Origin of the sequence: Pseudomonas frederiksbergensis (assembly GCF_003732665.1) — a bacterium.
Lineage (GTDB): Bacteria > Pseudomonadota > Gammaproteobacteria > Pseudomonadales > Pseudomonadaceae > Aquipseudomonas > Aquipseudomonas frederiksbergensis_G.
In genome coordinates this window covers 310,702-336,348 of sequence record NZ_MOBP01000003.1, presented here as the reverse complement: position 1 = coordinate 336,348, position 25,647 = coordinate 310,702, and the positions used below count along the sequence as shown (strand labels likewise).

Sequence of the window (25,647 nt, the reverse complement as noted above, 5' to 3'; positions counted from 1 at the left end):
ACCTTGTTACACCCTTTATAAATACTGATATAAATCATCAACTTAAAGTTTTCCCTCATTCAAAGTATGGCTGGTACAGATCCTGCTCCTCTCGTACACCCCCGGCGTTCAGATCAGCCAGGGGCGTATCTAGATGAACCTGCATCAGCACCGTCACTACTAGAGAGAAAATAATGAAATCTGCATTCAACACCTTTATTCCGGGCGCTTTAGCCCTCCTGCTGCTCCTGCCCACCGCCCTTCAGGCGAAAGAAGCCGAAACCCAACAGAAACTGGCGAACGTGGTGATCCTGGCCACCGGCGGCACCATTGCCGGCGCTGGCGCCAGTGCAGCCAACAGCGCCACTTATCAGGCCGCGAAAGTCGGCATTGAGCAACTGATCGCCGGCGTGCCGGAACTCAGCCAATTGGCGAACGTGCGTGGCGAACAAGTCATGCAGATCGCCTCCGAAAGCATCACCAACGACAACCTGTTGCAACTGGGCCGCCGTGTAGCGGAATTGGCTGACAACAAAGATGTCGATGGCATCGTCATCACCCACGGCACCGACACCCTGGAAGAAACCGCCTACTTCCTGAACCTGGTGGAAAAAACCGACAAGCCGATCATCGTGGTCGGCTCCATGCGTCCGGGCACCGCGATGTCTGCTGATGGCATGCTCAACCTGTACAACGCCGTGGCCGTGGCCAGCAGCAAAGAAGCCCGGGGCAAAGGCGTACTGGTGACCATGAACGATGAAATCCAGTCCGGTCGCGATGTCAGCAAAATGATCAACATCAAGACTGAGGCCTTCAAAAGTGCCTGGGGTCCGCTGGGCATGGTGGTCGAAGGCAAATCCTACTGGTTCCGCCTGCCGGCCAAGCGCCACACCATGGATTCGGAGTTCGACATCAAGACCATCAAGAGCCTGCCTGACGTCGAAATCGCCTATTCCTACGGCAACGTCAGCGACACGGCATACAAAGCCCTGGCGCAATCCGGCGCCAAAGCGATCATCCACGCTGGCACTGGCAACGGCTCGGTGTCTTCCCGCGTCGTGCCGACCCTGCAAGCCCTGCGCAAGGACGGCGTGCAAATCATTCGCTCGTCCCACGTTAACGCCGGCGGTTTTGTCCTGCGCAATGCCGAACAGCCTGACGATAAGTACGACTGGGTCGTGGCCCATGATCTGAACCCACAAAAGGCGCGCATCCTGGCCATGGTCGCGCTGACCAAGACCAACGACAGCAAAGAGCTGCAACGGATGTTCTGGGAATACTGATCTGCCCTCGCCCGACCGTTTGCGGTCGGGCAACTCTCCTACAAAAAAATGCCAACCGCCCTACAGCAAACGGAAAAAACCACTGTCAGAGGATTTTCTTGAATTTTAAGCAGTTGCGAAAATGCTTACAGTTAAATACTGTATGCCCGTACAGCTTAATAAGGATAATTCCGTGGCCTCCACTTCCGCCTCTCCTGACTCCTTTGAACGCATGGGTTTGCGCGTTCAAAAAATCATCAATTCGCCAACCGCGCAAAAATCCAAAGCGGCACTGATTTTCCGTTTACCGGACGAACCGGTGGACGAATGGGAGCGCCTGCTCGAAGAAATCGACGAGAACGACAACGTCACCCTCGCCTATCGCGACGATGGCGGCGTGCAGATTTTCTGGGTTGTGCCGAAGGAAGATTGAGTCAATGAGTGTCCGCTGTTTTGCTTTGCTGTTGCTGTTCTTCACCCTGGGCGCCCAGGCTGCCGCGCCCCGTACGTTCAACGAAGCCAAGAAAGTCGCCTGGAAGCTCTACGCCCCGCAATCCACCGAGTTTTATTGCGGCTGCAAATACACCGGCAACAAGGTCGACCTCGCAGCCTGCGGGTATGTACCGCGCAAAAGCGCCAAGCGTGCCGCCCGTATCGAGTGGGAGCACATTGTCCCGGCCTGGCAGATTGGTCATCAGCGCCAGTGCTGGCAGTCGGGTGGACGCAAGAACTGCACGCGCTATGACCCGGTTTATCAAAAAGCCGAGGCCGATTTGCATAACCTGGTGCCCAGCATCGGTGAGGTGAACGGTGATCGCAGCAACTTCAGCTTTGGCTGGCTGCCGGTGCAATCGGGCCAATACGGTTCGTGCCTGACTCAAGTCGACTTCAAGGCCAAGAAGGTCATGCCCCGGCCGTCGATTCGCGGGATGATCGCCCGGACCTATTTCTACATGAGTAAACAGTACGGTTTGAGGCTGTCGAAACAGGATCGCCAACTGTACGAGGCCTGGAACAAAACCTACCCGGTGCAAACCTGGGAGCGCCAGCGCAATCAAAGCGTGGCGTGCGTGATGGGGCGCGGCAACGAGTTTGTCGGCCCGGTGGACATGAAAGCCTGCGGCTGAGCAAACGCCGAAAACACAAAGGCCTCGGGTATCAAAACCCGAGGCCTTTGTTCGTTTCTAACCGCCGACTTTGTTGTAGCGCCAGTAGCCCATCAGGTTGAGCGACTCCCGGGGAATGCCGTGTTCCTTGATCAGGTATTTGCGTAAGCTCATCACCGCGACCGTCTCGCCGGCGATCCAGCCGTAGAAACCATCGTGGGCCGACTCGGAAGTTTCCCAGAGGATTTCCTCGTCGACATTAACTTCCTCCAGCACCACCGACTCAGGTTTATTGGAAGACGATGACGGCAGGCTGGCCCGTTTTACAGCCTCGACCATCAACGATCCTGCGCCAGTGTGATCGCGAATCAGCCACTCCACCGAAAGCCCCGGCCAGTCCGGGACCGGCAGTGCATCGTCCAGGCTATCGACTTCGAAATAAGCCTGGGTTACCGGCGGTTCGGCCAAGGCAGCCAACTCATCGAGAATCCCGAGCGCCGCTGGCAACGCAGTGCCATCGGCGACCAGCAATAATTGCTTGAGCGCTTGCGGCGGCTTCCATTCGAAACCGCCAGCGTCCTGCGCGGAAAATCGCCGATCCGGCGCGGTGATCTGGATCGACTCCCCCGGCACCGCACGAATGGCCCAACGGGAAGCAGGACCGGTTTCACCGTGCAGTACAAAGTCGATGTCCACTTCGCCCTGTTCGGCGCGCAAATGACGAATGGTGTAAGTGCGCATCGCCGGACGCTGGGCTGCCGGCATGGAGCGATAACGGGCGTACCAGCCATCGTCATGGGCAAGCCTGGCGGGCGATCCGTCCTCGGCGGGGAAGAACAGTTTCACCCGTTGATCCGGTGCCCAGGTGGCCATCTCGGTGACCATCGGGCCGGCCAGGGTGACGCGCATCATGTGCGGGCTCAGGGTCTGCTTGCGTCGCAGGACGGCGTCGAACATTTTGTAAGGATTGGCGGAGGCCATGGGGAGCTCCTTCTGGAAATCGACAGTGACTACGTTTAATACGAGTCACTGCCCATGCCCTTTAGGATTCCCCGCTGAACGGCGCCTGAACAAATACGCGATTACTGAGCCACCGGACGCTCGATGATCAGTGATTCGATGTTCATCTTTTTCGCCCGGGTCAGGGCCGCGTTCAAGTCAGCCTGCCGGGCTTCGGCCTCGGCTTTCGAGGCGAATGGCCCAAGCAGGATGCGGTCCTTGCCGTTTTCCCGGACCACGTTGGAAACGAAGCTATGCTCGATCAACCAGCCGCTCAGGTCGCTGACTGCCTGGGTCGTTTCACCGCGCACTTCCAGATCCCACTGCGGACCCGTTGCCGGTGCAGGCGCTTTTACCGGTGCGGAAACAGTCGCGGATGGCGTTTTTTGAGCGCTCGCATCCTTGCCTTCACCACATCCCGCCAACGCCAATACTGCGATTACCAAGGCCATTTTGCGCACAACGTTTCCCTCTGAATGCCGAAAGCGCGGATTTTAGCATTCATGAATACTTCTCGAGGGCCGCAAAATGGGCATAAAACAACGAGAATCATGGTTGCGGCCTCTGTATAGTTACGCCTTGGGAATTAATGCAGCATCTGCGCGTCAGAAAGAGGCACCCAAACCGTGAGACTTCGCACTAATCTATAACTACACCGACCTCTGCACTGTCTGAATCAGGTGCCCTACAAAGCAATCAAGGAGAAGACCATGCTGATACTCACCCGCAAAGTCGGTGAAAGCATAAACATCGGTGATGACATCACTATCACCATTCTGGGCGTTAGCGGCCAGCAAGTCAGGATCGGCATCAACGCTCCGAAAGACGTTGCCGTGCATCGCGAAGAAATCTATCAGCGCATTCAGGCTGGGCTGACCGCTCCAGACAAGCCACAACCCTGAATCCTGCTGCAGTCAGTAGCCAGCCCGTTCGCTTCAGCGCAATGGCTGGCTAAAGATTCATGCACATCGTTTCGCCCATCCTGCCCCACCGCTCATCCCCCTCGTGACGTGAAGCCGATACTAACGGCTTCGGCGACGCCTTGGCTGTCAGACCATTCGCTTTAATGCCGAGGAATCGGGACATCGTTAACCGAAGGTCACGCCCCGCGCCATGCCAGTGGCGGCAATCACCATCAGCATCAGCAGCAGCGCTTCAAGATGGCTGATCCGCGCGAACAGTTTCGCCCGCCCCATATCAATCGAAGCGCCGCGTCCCAGTGCGATCCGCCATTTGATCAAGGTAATCATCGGTGCCAACTCCAGCAGCAAGATGATTACGAACAGCGTCATCTTCAGATGGAACAGTGGCTGGTGAAGGTAATAGTCGGTGCCTTTTTCGTAGCCGCCAAAAGCTCGCAGCAAACCCGTGACCAGCAAAATCCCAGCGCAAATCCCCCACACGTTATCCGCGACCAGCACGCTACGAACCTGCGCCGTGCCGGCGGCTAAACGGCTTAACGCCGCGCCGCGAGTCAGCACACCCCAGAGGCCCATGGCAAATGCCAAGAGATGGATCGCCGCAAGAAACCAGTGAGACAACATAGGAAAGCTCCTGACAGGGAAAAGGAAAAAGGCCTGTCAGTAGTAGTCCAAAACCAGGAAACCTGCCTGCCATCAAACCCCTGCCGCGCCGTAACGCATTACAACTTTGTCATTGAGTTGTCAGCGTAGGTCGCGCCCTCGATTCATACAGTGTCGTCGTCAGCCACCCAACCGGGCGGCTCGCCTCCCACCGATGAAGAGAAGGGTCGACACCATGAAACCAATGAACAAACTTTGCCTGATCGCCGCCAGCCTGCTGATGCTTGGCACCGGTTCCGCCATGGCCGCCAACGTGGCAACCGTGAAGGCCAATAACGTCGTGCTGGTGCACGGTTCCTGGGCTGATGGTTCGAGCTGGTCCGAGGTGATCACGCGGTTGCAGGCTGCCGGACTGCACGTCACCGCCGTACAGAATCCGCTGACCTCCGTGGCCAATGACGTCGCCGCCACCCAACGCGTACTCGATCAACAGGACGGTCCTACAGTGCTGGTCGGCCATTCCTACGCCGGCACCGTGGTCAGTGAAGCCGGTGTCGATCCGAAAGTCAGCGCCCTGGTCTACGTCGCCGCCCGCGCCCCGGACGCCGGCGAAGATTTCGTCGCCCTCTCTGGCAAATACCCAACCATGCCCGTGCGCGCTGGCACCGAGGAGCACGACGGCTACGTCAGCTTGAAACAGGACGCCTTCCTTAAGTACTTCGCCAGCGATGTTCCCCACGACAAGGCCATGGCCCTGTTCGCCGTGCAACAACCGATCGCCAAAACCCTGTTTGGCGAGCGAACCACCGCTGCCGCCTGGCACAGCAAACCGTCGTGGTACGCAGTCTCCAGCCTGGATCAGACCATCAACCCGGATCTTGAGCGCTTCCTCGCCAAACGCATGGGCGCAACCACCATCGAGCTGCCGTCGAGCCATTTGTCGCTGGTGTCCCACTCGAAAGAAATCGCCGACCTGATCCTCGAAGCCTCCGGCCGCCAGCCGTAATCCCGGGGCGAATTGCATTACAACTTTGTCATTCAACTGTTGGTCGGCTGTTCGGATCACCTCGTTAACCTGAGCTCACTGCCCAGGCACTCAACCGGCAGCCACCGTCATCCAGATTAGAGAGAGACACATCATGAAAATGTTAATCCTTGGTTTCGCCGCCCTCCTCGCCACCGGTTCGGCCTTTGCCGATACCCAGCCACAGACCGCAGTGATTCACGACAAGACCGGTTTCTTTGTACACATGGACGTCGCCAAAGTCCTGTCCACTACCGACATCTCACAACAGTGCGGCATTATTCCTGCGCGCCTGGACTACCTGGACCACAACGGCCAGGAGCACGTGCTCGATTACCAGGTCGAAGGCTCCGGCTGCACCAATGACAATTGAGAGTGCGCGCCAACGATGTGTGGCCCGCGTCATACGCAGATGATCGGGCTACACTGGCTCACGCCCACCACGGCGCCATGACTTCTTACGGAAACCGACCATGAACATCCTAGTCGTTGAAGACGAGCCCAAGGCAGGCAACTACCTGCTCAACGGTTTGCAGGAACTCGGTTACTCGGTCAGCCTGGCCCGCGATGGCGTGGATGGCCTGCACCTGGCCCTGGAAACCTCGTTCGACGTCATCGTGCTCGATGTGATGATGCCGAAAATGGACGGCTGGGAAGTGCTGCGGCGCTTGCGCAAAGAAGCCGATACCCCGGTGCTGTTCCTCAGCGCCCGCGACGACATCGCCGACCGCATCAAAGGCCTCGAATTGGGCGCCGACGATTACCTGATCAAACCGTTCTCCTTCGCCGAACTGGTGGCGCGCCTGCGCACCCTGACCCGCCGCGGCCCATCCCGGGAAGAAGAGCAGCTACAAGTGGCCGATCTGCAAATCGACGTGCTCAAACGCCGCGTCACCCGCGACGGCGTGCGGATCACCCTGACCAATAAAGAATTCGCCCTGCTGCACTTGTTCGCAACTCATCAGGGCCAAGTGCTGTCGCGCTCGCTGATTGCCTCGCGGGTGTGGGACATGAACTTCGACAGCGACACCAATGTGGTGGACGTCGCGGTTCGGCGCTTACGCCTGAAAGTCGACGACCCGTTCCAGCTCAAGTTGATCCACAGCGTCCGTGGCATCGGCTACCGCTTTGATACGCAGCCATGAACGGTCGACCGCATTCCCTGACCCTGCGCCTGGCACTGTTGTTTGCCTTGCTGGCGTTTGTCTCGGTCATCACCCTGGGCGTGTGTTTGTATCGCGAACTGGAACGCGAGTTGATCCGCCGGGACGATGCCGCGCTGATAACACGGGTCGATCAACTGCGCACTTTTCTGAATGACAGCAACACCCTCGACCTGATCAAAAGCAAACCCGCGTTGTTCCAGAACATGCTCGGCAACCGCGAATCGGTGCTGGTGATCGGTGCGGCCGGCAAAAAACCGTTACTGGTGGTCAATCCCGGCAACCTCGACCTGCCGAACCTGTCGCCCGTGACGATGGACCACCCACTGGTCCTGGCCGACGTGCAGCACTTTTCCGGCGTGGACGGCGTGCCCTTCGCGGCACTGGCGGCGACCATCGACTCGGGCGACCTGGGCAGCCTGCAAGTCGTCGCCGGGCGGTTGATGACCGAGCGCACCAGCGTGCTCGCCAACTACCGACTGCGCGTTTACCTCTTGGCCGGCGTCGCGGCCCTGTTACTCGCACTCTGCGGCTACCTGCTGCTTTATCGCGGGCTGCTGCCCCTGCGGCACCTGGCCAAACACGCCCATGGCATCGGCGTCGGCAACCTCACCGAACGCCTCGACAACCACGGCGCGCCACTGGAAGTGCTGCCGATGATCGACGCCTTCAACGGCGTACTCGACCGCCTCGCCAAAGGCTTCGTCCAACTCGGCCAAGTCTCTACCGACATGGCCCACGAACTGCGCACCCCTATCAACAACCTGCTCGGCGAAACCCAAGTCGCCCTCCAGCAAAACCGCAGCGTCGAAGCCTACCAACAACTGCTCGCCTCCAACGTCGAAGAACTCGAACGCCTGGCGCGCATGCTCGACAACATGCTGTTCCTCGCCCGAACCGACCCCGCCAGCGCCCTGCGTCAACGCCAGGAATTGGATGCTGCAGAAGAAATGGAACGCATGGCCGACTACTTCGAAGGACTGGCGGCGGACGTCGGCATCAGCATCAAGGCCCACGGCAGTGGCGTGATCTGGGCCGAGCCCATGTTACTGCGCCGGGCATTGGCGAACCTGTGCGCCAATGCCGTCAAATACGGTGCGCCGGATTCGGAACTTGAAGTAAGCGCAACGCCCTCCCCCGACGGCATCAGCCTGCGGGTGCGCAACCACGGCGCGACCATTGATGCGGCGCATCTACCGAAACTGTTTGATCGGTTTTACCGGGTGGATGAGTCGCGGGAACGGTCGGCGCAATCGAACGGATTGGGGTTGTCGATTGTGGCGACGATCATGCAGTTGCATAACGGACGATATGGCGTCACCAGTGAGGATGGGGTGACGTGTTTTGAGTTGTTCTTTCCGGGGCGGGTGTTGGAAGGATGATTAGACTTATGGGTCTATTTGAGTAACAGGCCGTGACATAACTGGCGAACAGCCACCTATCTCCCTATCATGCCGCCCACTGACCCTTGCGTGAGGGGTCAGAGGACAATCATTTAAAAGGGAATAGACGTGAAAGAGTTCGTAATTGGCGTAAACAACGTAGTTCTGTATGTCGCGCTGGCCGTCATCTGGATCGCCGCCATAGTCATGTTCTCTATTCAGGGTTTCTGGTCCGGTGTAGGCGTTTTCATCACCGGCACCCTGACCTGGTGCATCGTCTCCGGCTTCTGGTTCGTACAATCGGCGACCTATGAAGAACTGAAAAAGTTGAACGCCAAACAAGGCTGACACTCGTTGGCCGGACCTGCCACGCAGGTCCGATGTTGCTTCATGCAACAAGTGTAACGAGGGGGCAATCCCCTCGTTACAGTGCCTGGCGACTACCCAGGCTTGTGGTTATCCAGTACCCGATTCACCGCCAACTCACCCAACCTGATCACCTGCTGCAGCATCAGCATCTTCCTGCGCTGTGGGCCGTCCATCGTGCTGGCGATCTCACTCGCCATTTCGGTAGCAGACGCCAACGATTCGCAAGACTGGACGAGCAACGTTTCGTCATTCACCGCTGGGTTGATGATGAAGGTGTCGCTGCTGGAGTTGCGGGGCGGTATCGGCTCTTTCAGTGCCCCGGGGTTGAGGTAAAAGTTGAGTGCGCGGTCGGCTGCCTCTTTCATTTTCTTGGGGTCAAGATCTAGAGAGGAGTCGTAGGGGACTGGATTGGTGTGTGGGGGATTCGGCGTTACCTTGAACATGAACTAGGTCCTCAAATGAGGCCGCAACTCTTTAGCTACTAAACAGAAGGGTGGCGGCTGTTTGCAGGTTAGTAGACCGGGGACCTAGCAATCCGGCGCGCCCGAGAGCGCCCTGCGCACAGCCACCATCAAGTGCAGGCAAATAAACGCCTGATTGATAGGTGCGTATGCACCCGCTAGGAAACCGAGCTACTAAACCCGACCACTGATGAGCAGTGGCAGGTCAACGATAGATCCCGGGCCCAAGGCGCACAAGCCGGCGGATTCTGGCGTACGTGTAGGTAATGGCGCAAGGGTTTGTAGCCTCTTATGACGTAACACTGAGTGTCCTTAAACATGCGGCTCGAAATAATTAAACACGCCTAAACTTGGCAGTCGTTGGAACTCAAGATACCCCCACTGAATGCCTTTGCCTTACGATTCGTATCCGCCTTTCAGGTCGGCTCCAGCAGTGCGTAAGCGTTCAGCCAAGTCACTTTGCGTGATTTCACCAGATATCAACTGATATGCGAGCAGATTGTTCGGTATCGTTTGCCCCTCGACTCCCCTTGTCATCGCCAGACTAGAGCAGCATGATTAAGCTTTAAGGACTGGTAATTCGGCGGGATCTGGCCTTTGAGTGAACTATTAGGTGTACTGGCTGACTTTGTTTTCCAGGCGATTTGCTTCCCTATCGGCTGGCCTTTGATGAAGGCCTTCACCCTGGGAAAGTACCCCGCTAAAGGCTCCTGGTTTTCGGAAAGCCCTTCAGCCCAATGGACGTCTGCGATTGGGCTAGCCGTTTTGGTCATCGCGATGATGGCAGCGATGAAGCAGTTCGTACTTGCTTAGCCAACAAAAAGGTGACGGACCTATTTAAGAGGTTAACCTTTAAATAGGTCCGTCACCTTTTTGGTCACTTCTCCAAAAGACATTGTGGTTTCAGCTAAGCAACAGAAAAGACGGGCGGAGAACGCCGAGTATTTGAAGAATAAGAACGTGAAGGCTTTTTTGGATACCCTTGCGCAAATTGAAGGCGGCGATTACCACGCAAAATTTGGTTTTGGATGGGCACCAGGCTTTAAGACTGGAAAGTGGACATTTAGTGATGAGTCTACCCACCCCGGTGCGGGTCATGGCGGCTTAACTACGGCATCAGGTAGGTATCAAATTACGAAAGCCGCATGGTCGGAGTCTTCCATTGACGCCATGGGACTCTCTGACTTCAGCCCCGGAACACAGGATTTAATTGCGGTTGAACTTCTGCGCACAGTGAGTGCAATCGAGCCACTGATAAGCGGAGACTTGAAAACCACAATAGGAAAAGCCTGCAGGAAATGGGAGGCTTTACCGATGGGGCCAGGAATGGCAAATCGGCCTTTAAAAGGCAAACCATCAGGACAGCCGTACACTGAATACGACGAAGTTATTAATATCTATAAGGGCTATGGCGGTACTGTGAAATGAAACCACTTAAAATACTTATCTGTTTATTATTCAGCGTTAGCTTTTTTGCAAACGCAACAGATGTGCCAATAAGAGAAGGCATGTCGTTCTTAAAAGCTAGAAAAGCTTTAATTAAAGACGGCTGGAAACCAAACCCAACCTACTCAGGAGAACCTGGTGTTGAGAAAATCTATATGAGAAAAGGCTTCATTGAATTTGAGTCTTGCACCGTGGGCATTCAATACTGCGACTTAAATTACAAAAAAAATGAAATCTGCCTCGGCGTAGCAACTATAGGCGAAGAAGTAAAAGATATGAAAATCTACTCGTGGAATTTTGAGTGTCCCGAGCCGGAGCAAGAGCATCAGGACAGCGAATAAACTAGCGACGGCTGATACTGACTGAACGTCAGAAGGTAACGAATTTATTTGAGGGTGGATTTATGAAAAATAGATATGCCCACCTTCTGGCCTGGGGTGATGTCCGGGTCAGCATTATGAGTGAGGCGCCAGATTCAAAAATAAATCTATCCCCTTTTTTCCGTCCATTTTTTCAAATACACAAAGCAGCTTTTACTCGCAGAAAAGGTGACAGATTTATTTTTTGGCTCCTATGAAAAATAGATCCGCCACCGCGCCATCGAAAATAAATCTGTCCCCTTTCTTCCCCCCAGTAGAAACGCCACCGAAGGTTCGGCAGGGTTAACAGCTTGCATAGATACATCCCTGAAATATTGCAGTGGGCCGCAAACGTAGCGAACGGTGCTGTCGGTGTGCTACCGAAAATGAACTGGTTCATTGCTGCCATTATTGCGATCACCAGGACGGCAAGCCCTACCGCGGAAGTCCATTCGGACTCCGGTGTATTGGCAAACCAAGAGCCATTCGAAGGATATTTACCTAGAGTGATAAGCCTCATTATGGGCCAACCAATAGGAAAGCAAATTGCGCGAAAAATTACTTCGATCAATATCTCAAGCACACTTGTACTTCCCTGCGCTGGGCGATAGAAACGATTGTAGCATCTGACCATTCCATTGGAGGTTACGCGATGGCACCCGACTGTGCGGCAACAGTTCAACAGTCTTGTTTACCGCTCGTTGGCAGGCGTGTGCAATGAAAATAAATCTGTCCCGTTTTTTTCTGTCCCGTTTTTTTCCAGGTGCATAGAGTTGTTTACTCGCCTTTAAAACCCGGTAAGCCCTGGTCAGCACGCCACGCCTTCACAATCTGCGTCACGCCCTCGGGGGAGTTATCTGCTCCGGGTTCCGGATAGTAGATCAAATCTGACCCCGCTGGATGCTGGCTGATCTTTTTGAAATGCAGAAGAAGTAGGTCTGCACGATCATCGTTCTCGGCTTCCTCGTCTTCCTTCGCGAGTTCTTCTAGCAGCCCGATGAACTCCGCTTCGGTGTACTCAGAGAAGCTGTTTTTTAGCAATGTGTCTGTCATATGTTGGCCTATTCGTTCCGATGGAGATCAATGTGGTTTCTTGGCGTGTTAACCCGCAGGTTATCAACGTCGTAGACGCCACCACCCTCTGATACTTTTTCGAGATGGTGTAGCTCATAGGACAGTCTTCCTCCCACGCTGTCGGCTTCTCTTACCCTTGGGGCTCTGCCTGTGCGCATACGGCTGACGTTCTGCTTGATGAACTGATCAGCCGCAGCCGATTCTGAAACTGCTTCCCAAAGTGCGGATCTGAATTTATCGAAGCTTTTGAAATCTCGCCCTCTCAGTGCATCCGCCACTTCTTTAGGGATTGGAACACCTACTCCCGAACTCGCCCCGATAAGCCAGATACCGATAACATCTTCACCCTGACCTGTAACAGTGCCGGGGGTCTTGCGAACATTCATCACGATGTACAGCGGCGGCACACCAGAGCCAGCCGGGAACACAAGGATGAAGTCCTTATACTCTGGTGGATAGATCGGGTTGACAATGATGTTATCCGCTTGTTCGGTGGGCGGATAAATCCAAATCTGTGGAGCTTGTGGCGCACCTTCTAGCGGTGGAATCCCAGACGTGCTGGATGGGTCAACGGCTGGCGTCCAAATCAATGTCACGCCATCGCCTAAGTCCGCCACTTGCTTGGCGTCCTGAACTACGAACCCCACTACGGGAATCATTTCCCATTCGCCGCGCTTCTGGGTGTTGTACCCGTATCCCTTTAGGGTGCCATCGGCCTGTTGTTCAATGTGCAGACGGACACGCGTTCGAGCTTGCTTGAGTGAGCGAAGTTGATCCTCTGTATATAAGGAGCTATCGCCCAAGCTCGATGACCACAACATCGCAACCATTCCTCCCAAGAACCCGGCAACTACGCCAGCAGTCACAACACCAGTTCCGGCCCCGGCTCCTGTTACAGCAGCAGTCTCGGTTGCAACACCAGCAGCGCCAGCAGTGCAGAGGCCACCACAGGACGTACTGGCCGCAACGGCAGCTCCGCCCAACACGAGTGTTCCAATTGCAGTGGGTAGCGCACTACCGCTGATTTTCTTGAGGGGGATGTTCCCGTCTGCATCCGTTTCACGACCACCAAGAATGGCAATTTCGCCATAGTTGGCCACCTTCTCGACAGGGATAAACCCGGCTGGTTTCTTGTGGTCGATCACACCGTCAGGAAGGTCGCAGCTCTTTGCGAACACACAGCCAACGGCGTTGGGTTTGGTGTCTTCTTTCGGTGTGAGGTCGTTGTATTCCGCCCAACGTTGGGCATGGATATCAGCAGGTTCTACACCGCTGTTGCGGTAGCCCTTCGGCGGGTTTGGTACGTATCCGCTCACATGAGCTTCCTTGTTCGTCCTTGGGGAATTCCAGCCGGAGGCTGGGGCAGAATGACGTTTCCGGAAAGTTCAAGCGCCGGCTGCAGGACAAATCCCAAAAGCCGTACTGATAATTCCCTGTGTTCCGTGTCATTTGCTGGGTGCGGAGGATATCGGGTTGGAGCCGGGCATTGAATAATGGCAAATGGCCGCGCACTTCAACACTATAGAAATCGAATTCTGCTTGATAGCATCACCGAAACGCGAACGTCGCTCCGGGTTAATGATCAACGCATGAAAAATGTGAACAACAAAAAAGGGCCCACCTTTCGGTGAGCCCTTCTAGACCGCCCAGCAGAGCGGATTTTGTTTGGTAGGCGCGATTGGACTCGAACCAACGACCCCCACCATGTCAAGGTGGTGCTCTAACCAACTGAGCTACGTGCCTGCTGTGAGGCGGCATTCTACGGAATTCCGAAGGGGTGTCAACACCTTTTTTCGAGCTAACCCTATGAATATGCAAAATATTTAATTTCGCGGCTGCGACGGAGATTTTCCGGTGGCTGGCGGCGGTTTTTTAACTCGGGTAGGATCGGCAGACTCGTAAAATATATTAAACAGAGGCTGCAGGATGGCGAACACCCCCTACCCAGAGTCCTATTACGCTGCATCGGCGAATGCGGTTCCGCCGCGTCCGGTTTTGCAGGGTGACGTTGAGGCTGATGTCTGTGTGATTGGCGCCGGTTACACCGGTCTGTCCTCTGCCCTGTTTTTGCTGGAGAACGGTTTTAAGGTCACGGTGCTGGAGGCGGCCAAGGTGGGGTTTGGGGCGTCGGGGCGTAATGGCGGGCAGATCGTTAACAGTTATAGCCGTGACATTGATGTGATCGAGCGCAGTGTCGGGCCCAAGCAAGCTCAGTTGCTCGGGCACATGGCGTTTGAGGGTGGGCGGATTATTCGTGAGCGGGTCGCCAAATATAATATCCAGTGCGATTTGAAGGACGGTGGTGTGTTCGCGGCCATCACCGCCAAGCAGATGGGGCATCTGGAATCGCAGAAGCGGTTGTGGGAGCGCTTTGGTCATACGCAGCTTGAGTTGCTGGATCAGCAGCGCATTCGTGATGTGGTGGCGTGCGATCAGTATGTCGGCGGCATGCTCGACATGAGTGGCGGGCATATTCATCCGTTGAACCTGGCGCTGGGTGAAGCGGCGGCCGTGGAGTCGTTGGGCGGCACTATTTATGAGCAGTCGCCGGCGGTGCGCATTGAGCGCGGGGCGAATCCGGTGGTGCATACGCCACAGGGTAAGGTTCGGGCAAAGTTCATCATCGTGGCGGGCAATGCTTATCTCGGTAATCTGGTGCCGGAGCTGGCGGCGAAGTCGATGCCGTGCGGGACTCAGGTGATTACCACTGAACCGTTGGGCGATGCGTTGGCCAAGAGTCTGTTGCCGCAGGATTACTGCGTCGAGGACTGCAATTACTTGCTCGATTACTACCGGCTGACCGGGGATAAGCGTTTGGTCTTCGGCGGTGGTGTGGTGTATGGCGCGCGAGACCCGGCGAATATCGAGGCGATTATTCGGCCGAAGATGCTCAAGGCGTTTCCGCAGTTGAAGGACGTGAAGATTGATTACGCCTGGACCGGAAATTTCCTGCTGACGTTGTCGCGTCTTCCGCAGGTCGGGCGGCTGGGGGATAACATTTATTACTCCCAGGGCTGCAGCGGGCATGGTGTGACGTACACGCATTTGGCGGGCAAGGTGTTGGCCGAAGCGTTGCGCGGGCAGGCTGAGCGGTTTGATGCGTTTGCGGATTTGCCGCATTACCCGTTTCCGGGCGGGCAATTGTTGCGCACGCCGTTTGCGGCGTTGGGGGCTTGGTATTACGGGTTGCGGGATAAATTCGGGTACTAAGCCACACCGCGACACCTGTAGGAGCTGAGCTTGCTCGCGAAGGCGGTGTGTCAGGCGACATTGATGTTGCCTGATACGCCGTTTTCGCGAGCAAGCTTTGCTCCTACAGGGGGTGTGTCAATCGATATTGATGTTGGCTGATACACCGTCTTCGCGAGCAGGCTCGCTCCCACAGGTAGAACACCGGTGTCAGCTTGGGAAGTCTGCGCCTTCGCTGACGTCCGCCCAGCCTTCGAAGTCTTTGCGCAGGGCTTCGATTTTGCCGCGGCCACCGGCCAGGGCCGCTTTGCCCAGCAGCAGCCGCAATGGCGGGTTCTCGGCTTCGACTGCATTGACGATGGCCACCGCCGCACGTACCGGATCACCGGGCTGTTTGCCGTTGTAGCCCCGGATCATGTCCATGCGTTTGCCCGCCGTTTCGTCGTAATCACTGATGGTCCGGCTCGCCTCGTTGGCCGAGCGCCCGGCCCAATCGGTGCGGAATCCGCTAGGTTCGACGATCAGCACTTTGATGCCCAGAGGCCCGACTTCCTGGGACAGGGATTCGGAAATACCTTCCACGGCAAACTTGGTGGCGTGGTAGAAACTCACTGCCGGGAACGCGACGATCCCGCCGACGGACGAGATGTTCACCACCGAGCCGCTACGCTGCTGGCGCATGCCTGGCAACACGGCCCGGGTCATCTGCACGAGGCCCCAGACGTTGATTTCCATCATGTTGCGCGCTTGCTCAAGATCGCTTTCTTCGAACGAGCCGAAGTAGCCAATCCCCGCGTTGTTCACCAACACGTCGATACGGCCGAAGCGCGCTTGAGCGGCTTCCACGGCCGCATCGATCTGCGCCGGGTCGGTCACGTCCAGTTTCAACACCAGTGCGATGTCTTCGTGACCTTTGACGATGTCTTCGACCTGTGCCGGGTTACGTGCCGTGACCACGGTCGGGTAGCCGAGGCTTAGGGTGTGCAAGGCCAGTTGACGGCCGAAACCTGTTGAGCAACCGGTGATGAACCAGACCGGTTTTGTAGTCGATGCAGTCATGCGGATCTTCCTCAGGTAGCTGCCCGCCAGTGCGAGCCATGGACCTGAGTATGGACACGCTCGGCTTTGCGAAAAATAGCCATAATCTGCAAGACCTTTTCGGAAAAACCACACAATGAAAGAGCCGGATTTCCAGCAACTGCGGCTGTTTATGCAGGTTGCCCATGCCAAGAGTTTCACCAGCGCCGCCGATGCCACGGGATTGTCGGTGTCCACGGTCAGCCATGCCGTACGCGAGCTGGAGAAACAGTTGGGCCTGAGGCTGCTGAACCGGACTACTCGCAGCGTCAACGTGACCGAAGCGGGTGAACAGTTGATCAGCAAGATCGCGCCGTTGATGGAGGATCTGGGGTTGGCACTGCGCAGTGCGTCGGCGGCCGGTGATGAGGTGGCGGGAACCCTGCGTTTGAGCGTGCCTTCCAGCGCCAGTCGGCTGATCCTGCAACCGTTGCTGCGGAGATTTTTGTTGGCGCATCCGGGGATCAATCTCGAAGTCGCGGTGGACAACAGCCTGATCGATATCGTCGTCCAGGGTTTCGACGCCGGCATTCGTTATGACGATGTGCTGGCCCAGGACATGGTGGTGGTGCCGATTCTGACGGACATACGCTTCGTGGTGGTGGCATCGCCGGAGTATTTGGAATGCCGGACGATTCCGCAGCAGCCGCAGGATTTGTTGCAGCATGAATGCCTGAATTATCGCAGCGCCGCGTCAGGCGCCCTGCCCCGTTGGGATTTCGAGAAGGACGGCAAGCACACACGAGTGGCAGTCAAAGGACGACTGGCGACCAATGACAGTGATCTGCTGTTGCGCGCAGCGCTGGATGGGTTTGGGTTTGCATACTTGTCCCATGCACCGATTGCACAGCATATCGATAACGGGGAGCTGGTGTCGGTGCTGGAGGATTGGGTGCCGACCAGTACGCTTTACCTGTATTACTTTGAGCGCAATAACACACCGAAGAAGTTGCGGGCGTTTATTGATTTTTTGAAGGGTGAGGCAGCGAACAATTAACCAACAACACATATCCCCTGTGGGAGCGGGCTTGCTCGCGAAAGCGTCAGAACCTTCAACATGTATGTTGAATGACACACCGCTTTCGCGAGCAAGCCCGCTCCCACAGGGGGAATGGGGTTAGAGCTGATCCCGTGCGATGCCGCTACGGATTCGCAGGATGTCAGCGAGGACCGCCAAGGCAATTTCCGCCGGGGTCTTACTGCCGAGGTTCAGGCCAATCGGCGCATGAATCCGCGCCAACTCCACCTCCCCCAACCCACCAATCCTGCGCAACCGTTCGAAACGCTTCTGTGACGTCTGCATCGACCCCATCACGCCGATATAAAACGCCTCGGTGCGCACCGCTTCCATCATCGCCAGATCATCAATCCGCGGATCGTGGGTCAACGCCACCACCGCTGTATCGCTGTGACAGCCGCCGTCCGCGATAAACATCGACGGCAATTGCCGACGAATCTCGACGCCTTCCAGCACCACACCGTCCAGCACTTCATCCCGTGGATCGCACAGAATCACCTCGAACCCCAGGCCCACGGCAAATTCCGCACAGGCCTGGGCAACGCTGGAATACCCCGCCAGCAACAACCGCTGAGCCGCGCCGATCCGCACGCGCACCCGGTCGATTTCACGATCAATGCGCGCACCTTGCTCGCTGTCGGCGAACACACTGCGCGCACCGCTGGCCAGATCGACCTCGCGGATCAACCGACGCTGCCCGAGCAACGCCGATTCCAGTTCCCGCAGATGCGCCTGAACCGCGCAATCCGATTCAAGCGTCTCCACCAGCACATCGAGCACGCCGCCGCAGGGCAGACTCACCCGAGAACGCGGGTCATCGCCTTCGCCGTAACGCACGACACTGACGGCTTGATCAAACAAACCTTCGGCGACACGTTCAAGGAAATCTTCCTCAACACAGCCACCGGACAGCGAGCCAATCCACTGTCCGTCCACATTCACGGCCAGCAACGACCCCGGCGCACGGGGCGCCGAGCCGTAAGTCGCGAGCACCGTGCACAGCCAAACCCGCTGACCCGCGACAGACCATTCCAGCGCCCGGCGTACCACTTGCAGATCGAGATGCTGCATGTCAGTGCGCCTTGTGCTCGGCCGGTGGCGCATCGGCTTGCAGCTTCTGCACATCACTCACCGCCAACTCAGCAGATTGACCGCCCCAACCCTGACGCAGGTAATTCAGCAGATCGGTCAATTGCTCGTGATTGAGTTTGTCGGCAAACCCCGGCATCGGTTGCATGCGTTCGAACCCGGCGAATTTCTGCTCGCCGATGCCGTCCTCGATCACCCGCAGCAGGTTGCGCGGGTCTTCCAGGCGCAACGTGGTGTTGCCGCGCATGGCCACGGCGATGTGCGGTTTGCCCTCGCCGTTCGGTGCGTGGCAACCGGCGCAAACGTTCAGATAATCCTGGCGACCGCGTTGGGCACTCGGGCTCATCTTGTCCAACGGCACTTCAGTCAGCACTTTCGCCGCTGGGGCTGGGTCGCCTAGCAGATACGTCGCCATCGCCGCCAGGTCCGGGTCGTTGAGGTCTTGGGTGCTGTTGTGGAACACCGGGAACATCTCGTTGAACATCGTGCCTTGGGCGCTCATCCCGTGTTTAAGGAACGTGCTCAAGTCCTGGTGATTCCAGCCGCGTGCGGCCAGATCAGTGGCCAGCAGGCTTGGCGCCAGGTAGCCGTTGAGCAGGCCGCCGGTCAGGCGTTTGTCCTGCTGCATCGCTCCGGGCAAACCCCGTGGCGTGTGGCATTCGCCGCAGTGGCCGAGCACTTCGACCATATACTCGCCGCGCTTGAATTCCTCGCTTTTGCCCTCGGTCGGCGCCAGTTTCACGTCCTTGCCGTAGAGAATGTTCCAGCCGATCAAACCCAGTCGTACGTTGAACGGAAAGCTCAGGCTGGTGACCGGTGCTGCGCGCTCAATCGGCTCGACGGTTTTCAAGTAGGCGTGAATCGCGTCCGAGTCTTCTCGCGGCATCAAGTGATACGAGGTGTAGGGCATCGCCGGGTACAGGTTCGCGCCATCCCGGCGCTTGCCTTCGGTGAGCGCGGCGAAGAATTCGTCATCGTTGTACAGGCCGATGCCGTGTTCTTTGCTCGGGGTGATGTTGGTGCCGTAGATGGTGCCGAACGGCGAAACAATCGGCAGGCCGCCCGCATACGGCGCGCCGCCCGGGGCGGTGTGGCAGGCCATGCAATCGGCGGCGCGGGCGAGGTATTCGCCGCGCTTCACTTGATCATCCGCATGGGCCAGCAACACAGGCGCAGCCAGGCCAACCGCCAATGCCAGGCGGGAAAGTAAACGGTTCATGGCTTAACCCTCCTTGACCAGGCCGAGATCGGTCAGCACGTTGCGGGTCGCGCTGTAGTAACGCACGTAGCCGGTGCAGCGGCAGATGTGGTGACCGAGGCTGTCCTCGATGACTTTTTCCAACTGACTTTTGACGATGGGCTGACGCTGCAGCTTCTCGACCAGCACGGTCGCGGCATTCACGAAACCCGGCGCGCAATAGCTGCACTGGAAGGCGAATTCATCGACGAAGCGCTGCTGGATCGGGTTCAGTTCGGTGACCTTGCCCTGCTCATCGCGGGTCGCATGGCCTTCGATGGTCCGCACTTTCTTGCCTTCGAAGTAATGCGCGCCGGTGATGCAGGTGCGCACTTCTTCGCTGGTGCCGTCCGGGTTGTCGACGATCACCACGCAGGCGTGGCAGATGCCCTGGCCGCAGCCGAGGCGCGAGCCGGTGAGGTTTTTGTATTCGTGCAGGTAATCGATCATCGGCAGGTCATCAGGGATGTCCACCGGGCCGACGGATTGACCGTTGAGGGTCAGTTGAAACGGACGGTTAGCCATTGAGGGCCTCCTTGATGCGTGCAGAAGTGATAGGCAGGTCGCGGACCCGTTTGCCGATGGCGTGGGCCACGGCGTTACCGATGGCACCGACCACCGGGATCATCACCACTTCGGCAATGCCCTTCGATGGATCGCTTGGCGACAGCGGCGGCAGGATCTCGGCGGTCTGGTTCCACACCGCGACATGGCGCGCCATCGGCAAGCGGTAACGGTTGAAGTTCCAGTCACCCTCCCCCGGCCCGCCTTCGTACAGCGGCATCTCTTCGAGCAGCGCATGGCCGATGCCCATGGCGATCCCGCCTTCGAGCTGGCCCCTGACCAGTTCTTCCACCAGCACCCGACCGCACTCGACCCACGAGTGGTGGTTGAGCACTTGCACTTCGGCCGACCCCTTGTTCACTTTCAATTCCACCAGCGTCGCGACTGGGCTGTAGTAAGTCACCGCCGCATTGTTCAACTGCACGTCCGGGTAGTGCACGTTTTGCCGGTCCAGCAAGTGGAAACCGGCGCTGGTCATCTGCGCCAGTTTCGCCTTCGGTGCGCCGTCGCCGTACTTCACGGCCAGGCCGTCGAGGGGCAGACGCTCGCGCACGCCGTCGATGCTGAACTCGGCCTCGGCCCAGCTCCAGCGGTTGAAACCGTGCACGGTGGCGCCAGTCACCAGGCCTTTTTCGTGGGCGTGTTTTGCCAGTTGCTCGAAGCTCAGCGGTTGCATGCCGTTGGCGGTGAGCTTGCCGTCAACCCAATGCGCGTCTTCGCGGCGCACCACGTAGGGGTTGGCCTGGCCGCCGTAAGGACCCTGGCCCCAGATCTGCAACGCCGCCGGCCACAAGCCGTGGTTGAACAGTACCCGGGACGCTTCGCGGGTAGCGTGGCTGAAGTAGTAGGCGGAGTTGGTCGCCGACGAGGCCGAGGCGAGTTTGCCGACCCAGCGCGGGTTGCGCAGGAAACCGTCCTGTTCGGCCTGGCTCATGATGTACGGGTTGCCGCCGGTGATCAGTTGCAACTCTTTCCATTCGGTTTCGCCGGTCTTCACTTCCGTGGCCGGGATGCCGATGAAATCCGCCACCACCAAGGCTTGGGAAGTGGACATGCCGGTGCCGATTTCGATGCCGATATGACGCAAGGTCACGTGGCCCTCGGCGGTAAATTCGATGCTGGCCATCGGCGCTTCGGAACCGGTGCCGAAGTCTTTCTGGCAGATGGCGAAACCGACGCCGTACCAGTGATCCGGGTCGGCGGCTTCGCGCTGAAGCTTGATCAGGTCACGGTTTTTCCAGACTTCGTGGACCGCGGCTTTGTCGAGAATTTCGTGCAGGCGCAAAGCACCGGCCGGGACCGCGCCCTGGGTGTTTTTCATGCCCGAGAGCATGGCGTTTTTCTTGCGCAGGTCGATGGCGTCGATGCCGAGGCGACCGGCGATTTCATCGACCATCATCTCGGTGGACGCCATGCTTTGCAGGGTGCCGTAGCCGCGCATCGAACCCGCTTCAACGGCGCGGGAATGGTAGGCCGTGACCTGCAAATCGTTCTGCGGCATGTAGTAGATCGACTGCGCCGCCGTGGCGCCAACCGCCGCCACCGACGGGCTGTAGTTGATCCGTCCGCCGCCGTCGACGCTCATCTCGGCGCGAAAAATCTGGAAGCTGTGATCGGTCTTGTCCACGGCCAGTTGGTAGCGGATGTCGAACGGGTGACGCTTGATCCCGCTCTGGAATTGTTCGTAGCGGTCGTTGGCCAGACGCACCGGCACACCGGCGCCGTACAACGCGGCCAGGGCTGCGTAGTAGACGAAAATGTTGTGGTCCTTGGAGCCGTAACCGACGGTGTAGCCCGGGTGCATGTTCAGGTTGGCCAGGCCGAAACGCGACGGTGCGATCATCTTCGCGGTTTCGGTGGCGGCTTCCAGTGGGCACTGGGTCGCGACGACGAAGTGCAAGGTCTTGGTCGCCGGGTCGTACCAGCCGTTGCCGTTGTCCGGTTCCATCGCGGCGGGTTCAATCGACGGGGTTTTGTAGCGTTCGTCGAACACCAGCCAGTTGTCCGGCGGGCTGTCGATTTGCTGCTTCATGCGGTCGGCGTAAAACAGTCCGCGCTCGGTCAGGTTGCCGTGCAGGTCAGGCTGGGAATTCCACACCGGGCGACGGTTTTTCAGCATCGGGAACAGGATCGAATCCTTGAGGCTGGCGAATTCGTCTTCGTCCGCCGAGGTCGCGCCGCCGACCCGCACATAGCGGAAGCTGCCGTAGGGATCGCCTTCGTAGAACGGCGTTTTTTCGCCATAGCGGATGGCTTTGTCATTGAATTTGAGCTTGGCCTTGGCCTGGCGGAAACGCTCGAAATCGTTCCAGATCAGGATCGCCACCGGGTGGCCGATGAACATCGGCACTTTGCCTTCGGGCAGCAGCGGATCGGGGGCGTGCTCTTCCGGGAAGACGATGCCGTCCTTGTCCAGGTCGGCGGCAGTGACGATGCGGTCGGGCTGCAAATCGGCGCCGAGCCACGCCAGGTCATAGCCTGCGTAGATGCGATCGGCCTTGGTGATTTTCAGCAACATGGCGTGGCCCTGCTGTTGGGGCCAGCCCGGCATGTCCTTGGCGCGGATGTCGCGGGCAAAGACCTTGCTGCCGCAGACCTTGGACAAGGCGTCGTTACGTTGGCGCGCCTTGCCGTTGTTGCCGAGCCATTGCTCGGACGGCACGGTCACGCTGTTTTCCATCAAGGCCGCCAGCGCCTGGGAGCTGAGCGGTGTAAGCGTCACGCTCACACCCGCCACCAGCCCGCCCTGAAGGAACGAGCGCCGGGAGATATCACGGTTGGACATGGATCATCCTCTGGGCGGTTATGGGTCCGCCCTTCTGGTTATGTTCTGGGGATCTCGAGTCTTGCAGGAGCGCTTTTGGACGAAGCAAAAGGCTGTGTTGACAGTGCAAAGCTGACCGAAAGGTTAACTTTATAGGTTTCTGCGCTTGCGGCAAACAACCTGTTACAAAAAAACTGACCGAAGAATCAAAGTATTGCTGCGTTGCGCGGCAATAGCTCGATGAAAAACGCTGATCTCTATCGATGAAACACACGGATCCCTGTAGGAGCGAGGCTTGCCCGCGAAGCTTTTAGCGCCAGTGAGGACGCCTTCGCGGGCAAGCCTCGCTCCTACAGGTTCTGGGTACGTCGGGTTGCGAGTCTTTGGAGGAATTCTGCGCGGCGGCGTTGATCGGTTTCTTCTTTGGCCAATAATCCCGGCAGTAGATCGGCCGTACGCCCGGCGTCGAGGATATACACGCCGTCATCGTCACCGATGGCCAAATCCCCCGGTTGCACCCGAATTTCGCCAACCTGGATCGGCTGATTCACCTCCCCTCGGACGCCAATGCCCCGGGTGGTGAACGCGCTCACGTCGCGACAAAACACCGGCAATCCATGTTGGCGTAGCGCGCTGACATCGGTCACCGCGCCGGACACCACCACCCCAGCCAACCCCTTGATCAACCCGGCCAGGGTCCGCAATTCGCCCCAACAACCGCACTCTTGATCGCCCACACATTCGATCACCAGCACATCCCCCGGCTCACTCAGCAACAACGCTTCACGCAAAACGCTGCCATCCGGCGGGAAGACTTTGACCGTGACCACGTTGCCAACCATTCGGATGTCGTTGAACACCGGTTTGATTCCGCGCAGGAAGCCGTGGTCGGAAAAATGGCCGATGGTGGACGATGGGATCGCCCGGTATTTATCGATCAACTCCGGGCTGACCCGTTGCTGGCGAGGGTTGATCAGGTAACTCATCGGCACTTTTTCCCCGGACGCAGCAATGGGCAAGTCGAGCAGTATTCCGCAGGCTCAGTAGCCAAATAATAGAAGCAACAGGTGCGGCGAAAACGAATGCTGCGCTGCCCTTCGTCCACCAATGTCGGCGGCCGGCGGAAATGGCTCAGCGGGTTGTAATCGAGGCCAAACAGCGCCGGCTCGGCTTGGGTGAGCAGCCACTGAAAATCCGCTTCATAACGCTCGCGGGTCACTGGATCGTCGATTTTCGCCATGCGTTTTTCATACAGCGAATACACCCGCACCGCCGTGTTTTCCCAGAGGATGCGCCGGGACACACCCGTGACTTTGTTGAAGGTCTGCCACAACGGTTTCAGCAATCCGGCGAACAGCGCCTGCACCAGGGCCTCGCGCCAGGCTTCGCGCTCGTTGACGCCATAGGTCAGCGGCTGACCGTGAAGCAGCGGGAACGACGAGGTCCACAAGCCATCATCGTGGCCGAATTCGACCACCGTGTTGTCGAGGGACAACAGCAACCCTTTGTCGTACACCGACATCGCATACAAACACGCTCCAGTCGCCAGGAACGACAAACGCTTGCCCAACAGCGAGGCAGTAATCGCCCGGGTTGGCGAGCCAATGATCGGTCCCAACGTGTCCAGCAATTGCTCGCACACCTCTTCTTGCAACAAGTCCCTGGCCATCAGCGCTCGCAGCGGATCGCGCTCGGCGCTGTCCTTGAGCCGCAACCCGCCGGACAGCACCGCCCACTCTGCCTCAGTGAAATGCCCCGCCAGATTCATTGCGGCAGTTCCCGGCCAAACGGAATGCACAACGGCGTCCCGAAGAACGGATCGGGGATGATCCGGCAATTGAGGTCGAACACGGTTTTGACCAGCGCCTCGGTCAACACCTCATCGGGCCGGCCCTGGGCGAACGCGGTCTGGTTGTGCACGGCCACCATGTGGTCGGCGTAACGGCAGGACAGGTTGAGGTCGTGCAGCACCATGATGATGGTTTTGTTTTCCAGCCGATTGAGGTCGCGCAGCAGGTCCAGCACTTCGATCTGGTGCGCCAGGTCGAGGAACGTGGTCGGCTCGTCGAGCAGCACGATGCCGGTGTCCTGGGCCAGGGTCATGGCGATCCACGCACGCTGGCGTTGCCCGCCGGACAACGCGTCCACCGGCCGATCCGCCAGGGCCAACAGGCTGGTTTGCGCCAGGGCGCGGTTGACCATGGCTTCATCTTCCGCCGACCACTGCTGCATCCAGCTCTGATACGGATAACGCCCCAACGCCACCAATTGCCGGACAGTAATCCCCTCCGGCGCGCTCGGCGTCTGGGGCAAAATCGCCAATTCCCGAGCCACCGCCGCCGTGGATTTCTGCTGGATATCCACCCCGTTGAGAATCACCGAACCCTGCTGCGGTTTCAGCAATCGGGCGAAGGATTTGAGCAAGGTGCTTTTGCCGCAGCCGTTGCTGCCGATCAATACCGAAATCTTGCCTTGGGGCAGTTGCATGTCCAGCGCGTCGATAATCACCTGGCGCTGATAACTCAGGGTCAGGCCGCGACTTGCAATCGACGTCATACGTTG

Annotated in this window: 28 protein-coding genes and 1 tRNA gene; 14 read left to right on the top strand and 15 right to left on the bottom strand. The window is 57.9% G+C overall.

The window, feature by feature from the left end:
- The first annotated feature begins 173 nt into the window (after positions 1–173).
- The 3 genes from BK665_RS05720 to BK665_RS05710 all read left to right on the top strand — a co-directional run bounded on the left by BK665_RS05720 (position 174) and on the right by BK665_RS05710 (position 2,368).
- On the top strand, positions 174–1,262 hold the full coding sequence (locus BK665_RS05720) for an asparaginase (RefSeq protein WP_123403677.1): 1,089 nt from the start codon (positions 174–176) through the stop codon (positions 1,260–1,262).
- A gap of 121 nt (positions 1,263–1,383) precedes the next feature.
- Complete coding sequence (locus BK665_RS05715; protein WP_123403675.1) at positions 1,384–1,674, top strand: DUF1654 domain-containing protein; 291 nt, start codon at positions 1,384–1,386, stop codon at positions 1,672–1,674.
- A gap of 4 nt (positions 1,675–1,678) precedes the next feature.
- Positions 1,679–2,368, top strand: coding sequence for an endonuclease (locus BK665_RS05710; protein ID WP_123403673.1), 690 nt, complete (start codon positions 1,679–1,681; stop codon positions 2,366–2,368).
- Between the two features lie 57 nt (positions 2,369–2,425).
- Here the strand turns inward: BK665_RS05710 and BK665_RS05705 are convergent, their stop codons facing one another.
- Together BK665_RS05705 and BK665_RS05700 are read right to left on the bottom strand one after the other, a co-directional pair.
- Positions 2,426–3,328, bottom strand: coding sequence for a siderophore-interacting protein (locus tag BK665_RS05705; protein WP_123403671.1), 903 nt, complete (start codon positions 3,326–3,328; stop codon positions 2,426–2,428).
- Between the two features lie 101 nt (positions 3,329–3,429).
- Positions 3,430–3,807 (bottom strand): SPOR domain-containing protein, encoded by a 378-nt coding sequence (locus BK665_RS05700; RefSeq protein ID WP_123403669.1) that lies wholly within the window; start codon positions 3,805–3,807, stop codon positions 3,430–3,432.
- 249 nt (positions 3,808–4,056) lie between these two features.
- Here BK665_RS05700 and csrA point away from each other — a divergent pair, with 249 nt between their 5' ends.
- Complete coding sequence (csrA, locus tag BK665_RS05695; protein WP_017337657.1) at positions 4,057–4,248, top strand: carbon storage regulator CsrA; 192 nt, start codon at positions 4,057–4,059, stop codon at positions 4,246–4,248.
- 186 nt (positions 4,249–4,434) lie between these two features.
- Here the strand turns inward: csrA and BK665_RS05690 are convergent, their stop codons facing one another.
- Complete coding sequence (locus BK665_RS05690; protein ID WP_123403667.1) at positions 4,435–4,890, bottom strand: DUF2214 family protein; 456 nt, start codon at positions 4,888–4,890, stop codon at positions 4,435–4,437.
- A gap of 214 nt (positions 4,891–5,104) precedes the next feature.
- Between BK665_RS05690 and BK665_RS05685 the strand changes: the two genes are divergently transcribed.
- The 5 genes from BK665_RS05685 (at position 5,105) to BK665_RS05665 (ending at position 8,786) form a co-directional block, all read left to right on the top strand.
- Positions 5,105–5,875, top strand: coding sequence for an alpha/beta hydrolase (locus BK665_RS05685; protein ID WP_123403665.1), 771 nt, complete (start codon positions 5,105–5,107; stop codon positions 5,873–5,875).
- 133 nt (positions 5,876–6,008) lie between these two features.
- Positions 6,009–6,266, top strand: coding sequence for a DUF2790 domain-containing protein (locus BK665_RS05680; protein ID WP_123403663.1), 258 nt, complete (start codon positions 6,009–6,011; stop codon positions 6,264–6,266).
- A gap of 100 nt (positions 6,267–6,366) precedes the next feature.
- A complete protein-coding gene (locus BK665_RS05675; protein WP_123403661.1) occupies positions 6,367–7,038 on the top strand; it encodes a heavy metal response regulator transcription factor in 672 nt (223 codons plus the stop codon).
- On the top strand, positions 7,035–8,438 hold the full coding sequence (locus tag BK665_RS05670; protein WP_123403659.1) for a heavy metal sensor histidine kinase: 1,404 nt from the start codon (positions 7,035–7,037) through the stop codon (positions 8,436–8,438). Before BK665_RS05675 ends, BK665_RS05670 begins: the two co-directional genes overlap by 4 nt.
- Before the next feature lie 129 nt (positions 8,439–8,567).
- Entirely contained in the window at positions 8,568–8,786 is a 219-nt protein-coding gene (locus tag BK665_RS05665) for a hypothetical protein (RefSeq protein ID WP_123403657.1), read from the top strand.
- A gap of 92 nt (positions 8,787–8,878) precedes the next feature.
- Here the strand turns inward: BK665_RS05665 and BK665_RS05660 are convergent, their stop codons facing one another.
- Positions 8,879–9,250, bottom strand: a complete 372-nt coding sequence (locus BK665_RS05660; RefSeq protein ID WP_123403655.1) for a DUF6124 family protein — start codon at positions 9,248–9,250, stop codon at positions 8,879–8,881.
- Positions 9,251–9,865: 615 nt separating this feature from the next.
- Here BK665_RS05660 and BK665_RS05655 point away from each other — a divergent pair.
- Genes BK665_RS05655 through BK665_RS05650 form a run of 3 tightly spaced genes read left to right on the top strand, consistent with a single transcriptional unit; the run spans position 9,866 to position 11,055 of the window.
- Complete coding sequence (locus BK665_RS05655; RefSeq protein ID WP_123403653.1) at positions 9,866–10,081, top strand: hypothetical protein; 216 nt, start codon at positions 9,866–9,868, stop codon at positions 10,079–10,081.
- A 60-nt stretch (positions 10,082–10,141) separates the two neighbouring features.
- A complete protein-coding gene (locus BK665_RS34205; RefSeq protein ID WP_148053193.1) occupies positions 10,142–10,696 on the top strand; it encodes a lysozyme family protein in 555 nt (184 codons plus the stop codon).
- A complete protein-coding gene (locus BK665_RS05650) occupies positions 10,693–11,055 on the top strand; it encodes a hypothetical protein (protein ID WP_259699575.1) in 363 nt (120 codons plus the stop codon). Before BK665_RS34205 ends, BK665_RS05650 begins: the two co-directional genes overlap by 4 nt.
- Positions 11,056–11,850: 795 nt before the next feature.
- Here BK665_RS05650 and BK665_RS05640 read toward each other — a convergent pair.
- From BK665_RS05640 to BK665_RS05630, 3 genes are all read right to left on the bottom strand, one after another.
- Positions 11,851–12,126 carry a bacteriocin immunity protein gene (locus BK665_RS05640; RefSeq protein WP_054048624.1) on the bottom strand — a complete coding sequence of 92 codons (276 nt, stop codon included), beginning with the start codon at positions 12,124–12,126 and terminating at the stop codon, positions 11,851–11,853.
- A gap of 8 nt (positions 12,127–12,134) precedes the next feature.
- On the bottom strand, positions 12,135–13,463 hold the full coding sequence (locus tag BK665_RS05635) for a pyocin-S2/colicin E7-DNase domain-containing protein (protein WP_123403649.1): 1,329 nt from the start codon (positions 13,461–13,463) through the stop codon (positions 12,135–12,137).
- Positions 13,464–13,813: 350 nt separating this feature from the next.
- Positions 13,814–13,890, bottom strand: a tRNA-Val gene (locus BK665_RS05630).
- A gap of 183 nt (positions 13,891–14,073) precedes the next feature.
- Here BK665_RS05630 and BK665_RS05625 point away from each other — a divergent pair.
- On the top strand, positions 14,074–15,357 hold the full coding sequence (locus BK665_RS05625) for an NAD(P)/FAD-dependent oxidoreductase (RefSeq protein ID WP_123403647.1): 1,284 nt from the start codon (positions 14,074–14,076) through the stop codon (positions 15,355–15,357).
- Positions 15,358–15,546: 189 nt separating this feature from the next.
- On the opposite strand, the gene BK665_RS05620 is transcribed toward BK665_RS05625, so the two are convergent.
- Positions 15,547–16,395 (bottom strand): oxidoreductase, encoded by an 849-nt coding sequence (locus BK665_RS05620; protein ID WP_123403645.1) that lies wholly within the window; start codon positions 16,393–16,395, stop codon positions 15,547–15,549.
- Between the two features lie 115 nt (positions 16,396–16,510).
- On the opposite strand from BK665_RS05620, the gene BK665_RS05615 reads away from it, so the two are divergent.
- On the top strand, positions 16,511–17,410 hold the full coding sequence (locus BK665_RS05615; protein WP_123403643.1) for a LysR family transcriptional regulator: 900 nt from the start codon (positions 16,511–16,513) through the stop codon (positions 17,408–17,410).
- 120 nt (positions 17,411–17,530) lie between these two features.
- Here BK665_RS05615 and BK665_RS05605 read toward each other — a convergent pair whose 3' ends face one another.
- The 7 genes from BK665_RS05605 to BK665_RS05575 all read right to left on the bottom strand — a co-directional run bounded on the left by BK665_RS05605 (position 17,531) and on the right by BK665_RS05575 (position 25,641).
- Entirely contained in the window at positions 17,531–18,502 is a 972-nt protein-coding gene (locus BK665_RS05605) for an XdhC family protein (RefSeq protein WP_123403641.1), read from the bottom strand.
- Between the two features lies 1 nt (position 18,503).
- Positions 18,504–19,739: a c-type cytochrome gene (locus BK665_RS05600; protein WP_123403639.1), complete on the bottom strand. Its 1,236-nt coding sequence runs from the start codon at positions 19,737–19,739 to the stop codon at positions 18,504–18,506.
- A gap of 3 nt (positions 19,740–19,742) precedes the next feature.
- Positions 19,743–20,282, bottom strand: a complete 540-nt coding sequence (locus BK665_RS05595) for a (2Fe-2S)-binding protein (protein WP_123403637.1) — start codon at positions 20,280–20,282, stop codon at positions 19,743–19,745.
- Positions 20,275–23,106: a xanthine dehydrogenase family protein molybdopterin-binding subunit gene (locus BK665_RS05590; protein ID WP_123403635.1), complete on the bottom strand. Its 2,832-nt coding sequence runs from the start codon at positions 23,104–23,106 to the stop codon at positions 20,275–20,277. Before BK665_RS05590 ends, BK665_RS05595 begins: the two co-directional genes overlap by 8 nt.
- Before the next feature lie 329 nt (positions 23,107–23,435).
- Positions 23,436–24,071 (bottom strand): RraA family protein, encoded by a 636-nt coding sequence (locus BK665_RS05585; protein WP_185076436.1) that lies wholly within the window; start codon positions 24,069–24,071, stop codon positions 23,436–23,438.
- Complete coding sequence (locus BK665_RS05580) at positions 24,068–24,853, bottom strand: IucA/IucC family C-terminal-domain containing protein (protein ID WP_123403633.1); 786 nt, start codon at positions 24,851–24,853, stop codon at positions 24,068–24,070. The genes BK665_RS05585 and BK665_RS05580 overlap by 4 nt, the downstream gene beginning before the upstream one ends.
- Positions 24,850–25,641 carry an ABC transporter ATP-binding protein gene (locus BK665_RS05575; RefSeq protein ID WP_123403631.1) on the bottom strand — a complete coding sequence of 264 codons (792 nt, stop codon included), beginning with the start codon at positions 25,639–25,641 and terminating at the stop codon, positions 24,850–24,852. The genes BK665_RS05580 and BK665_RS05575 overlap by 4 nt, the downstream gene beginning before the upstream one ends.
- Positions 25,642–25,647 lie beyond the last annotated feature (6 nt).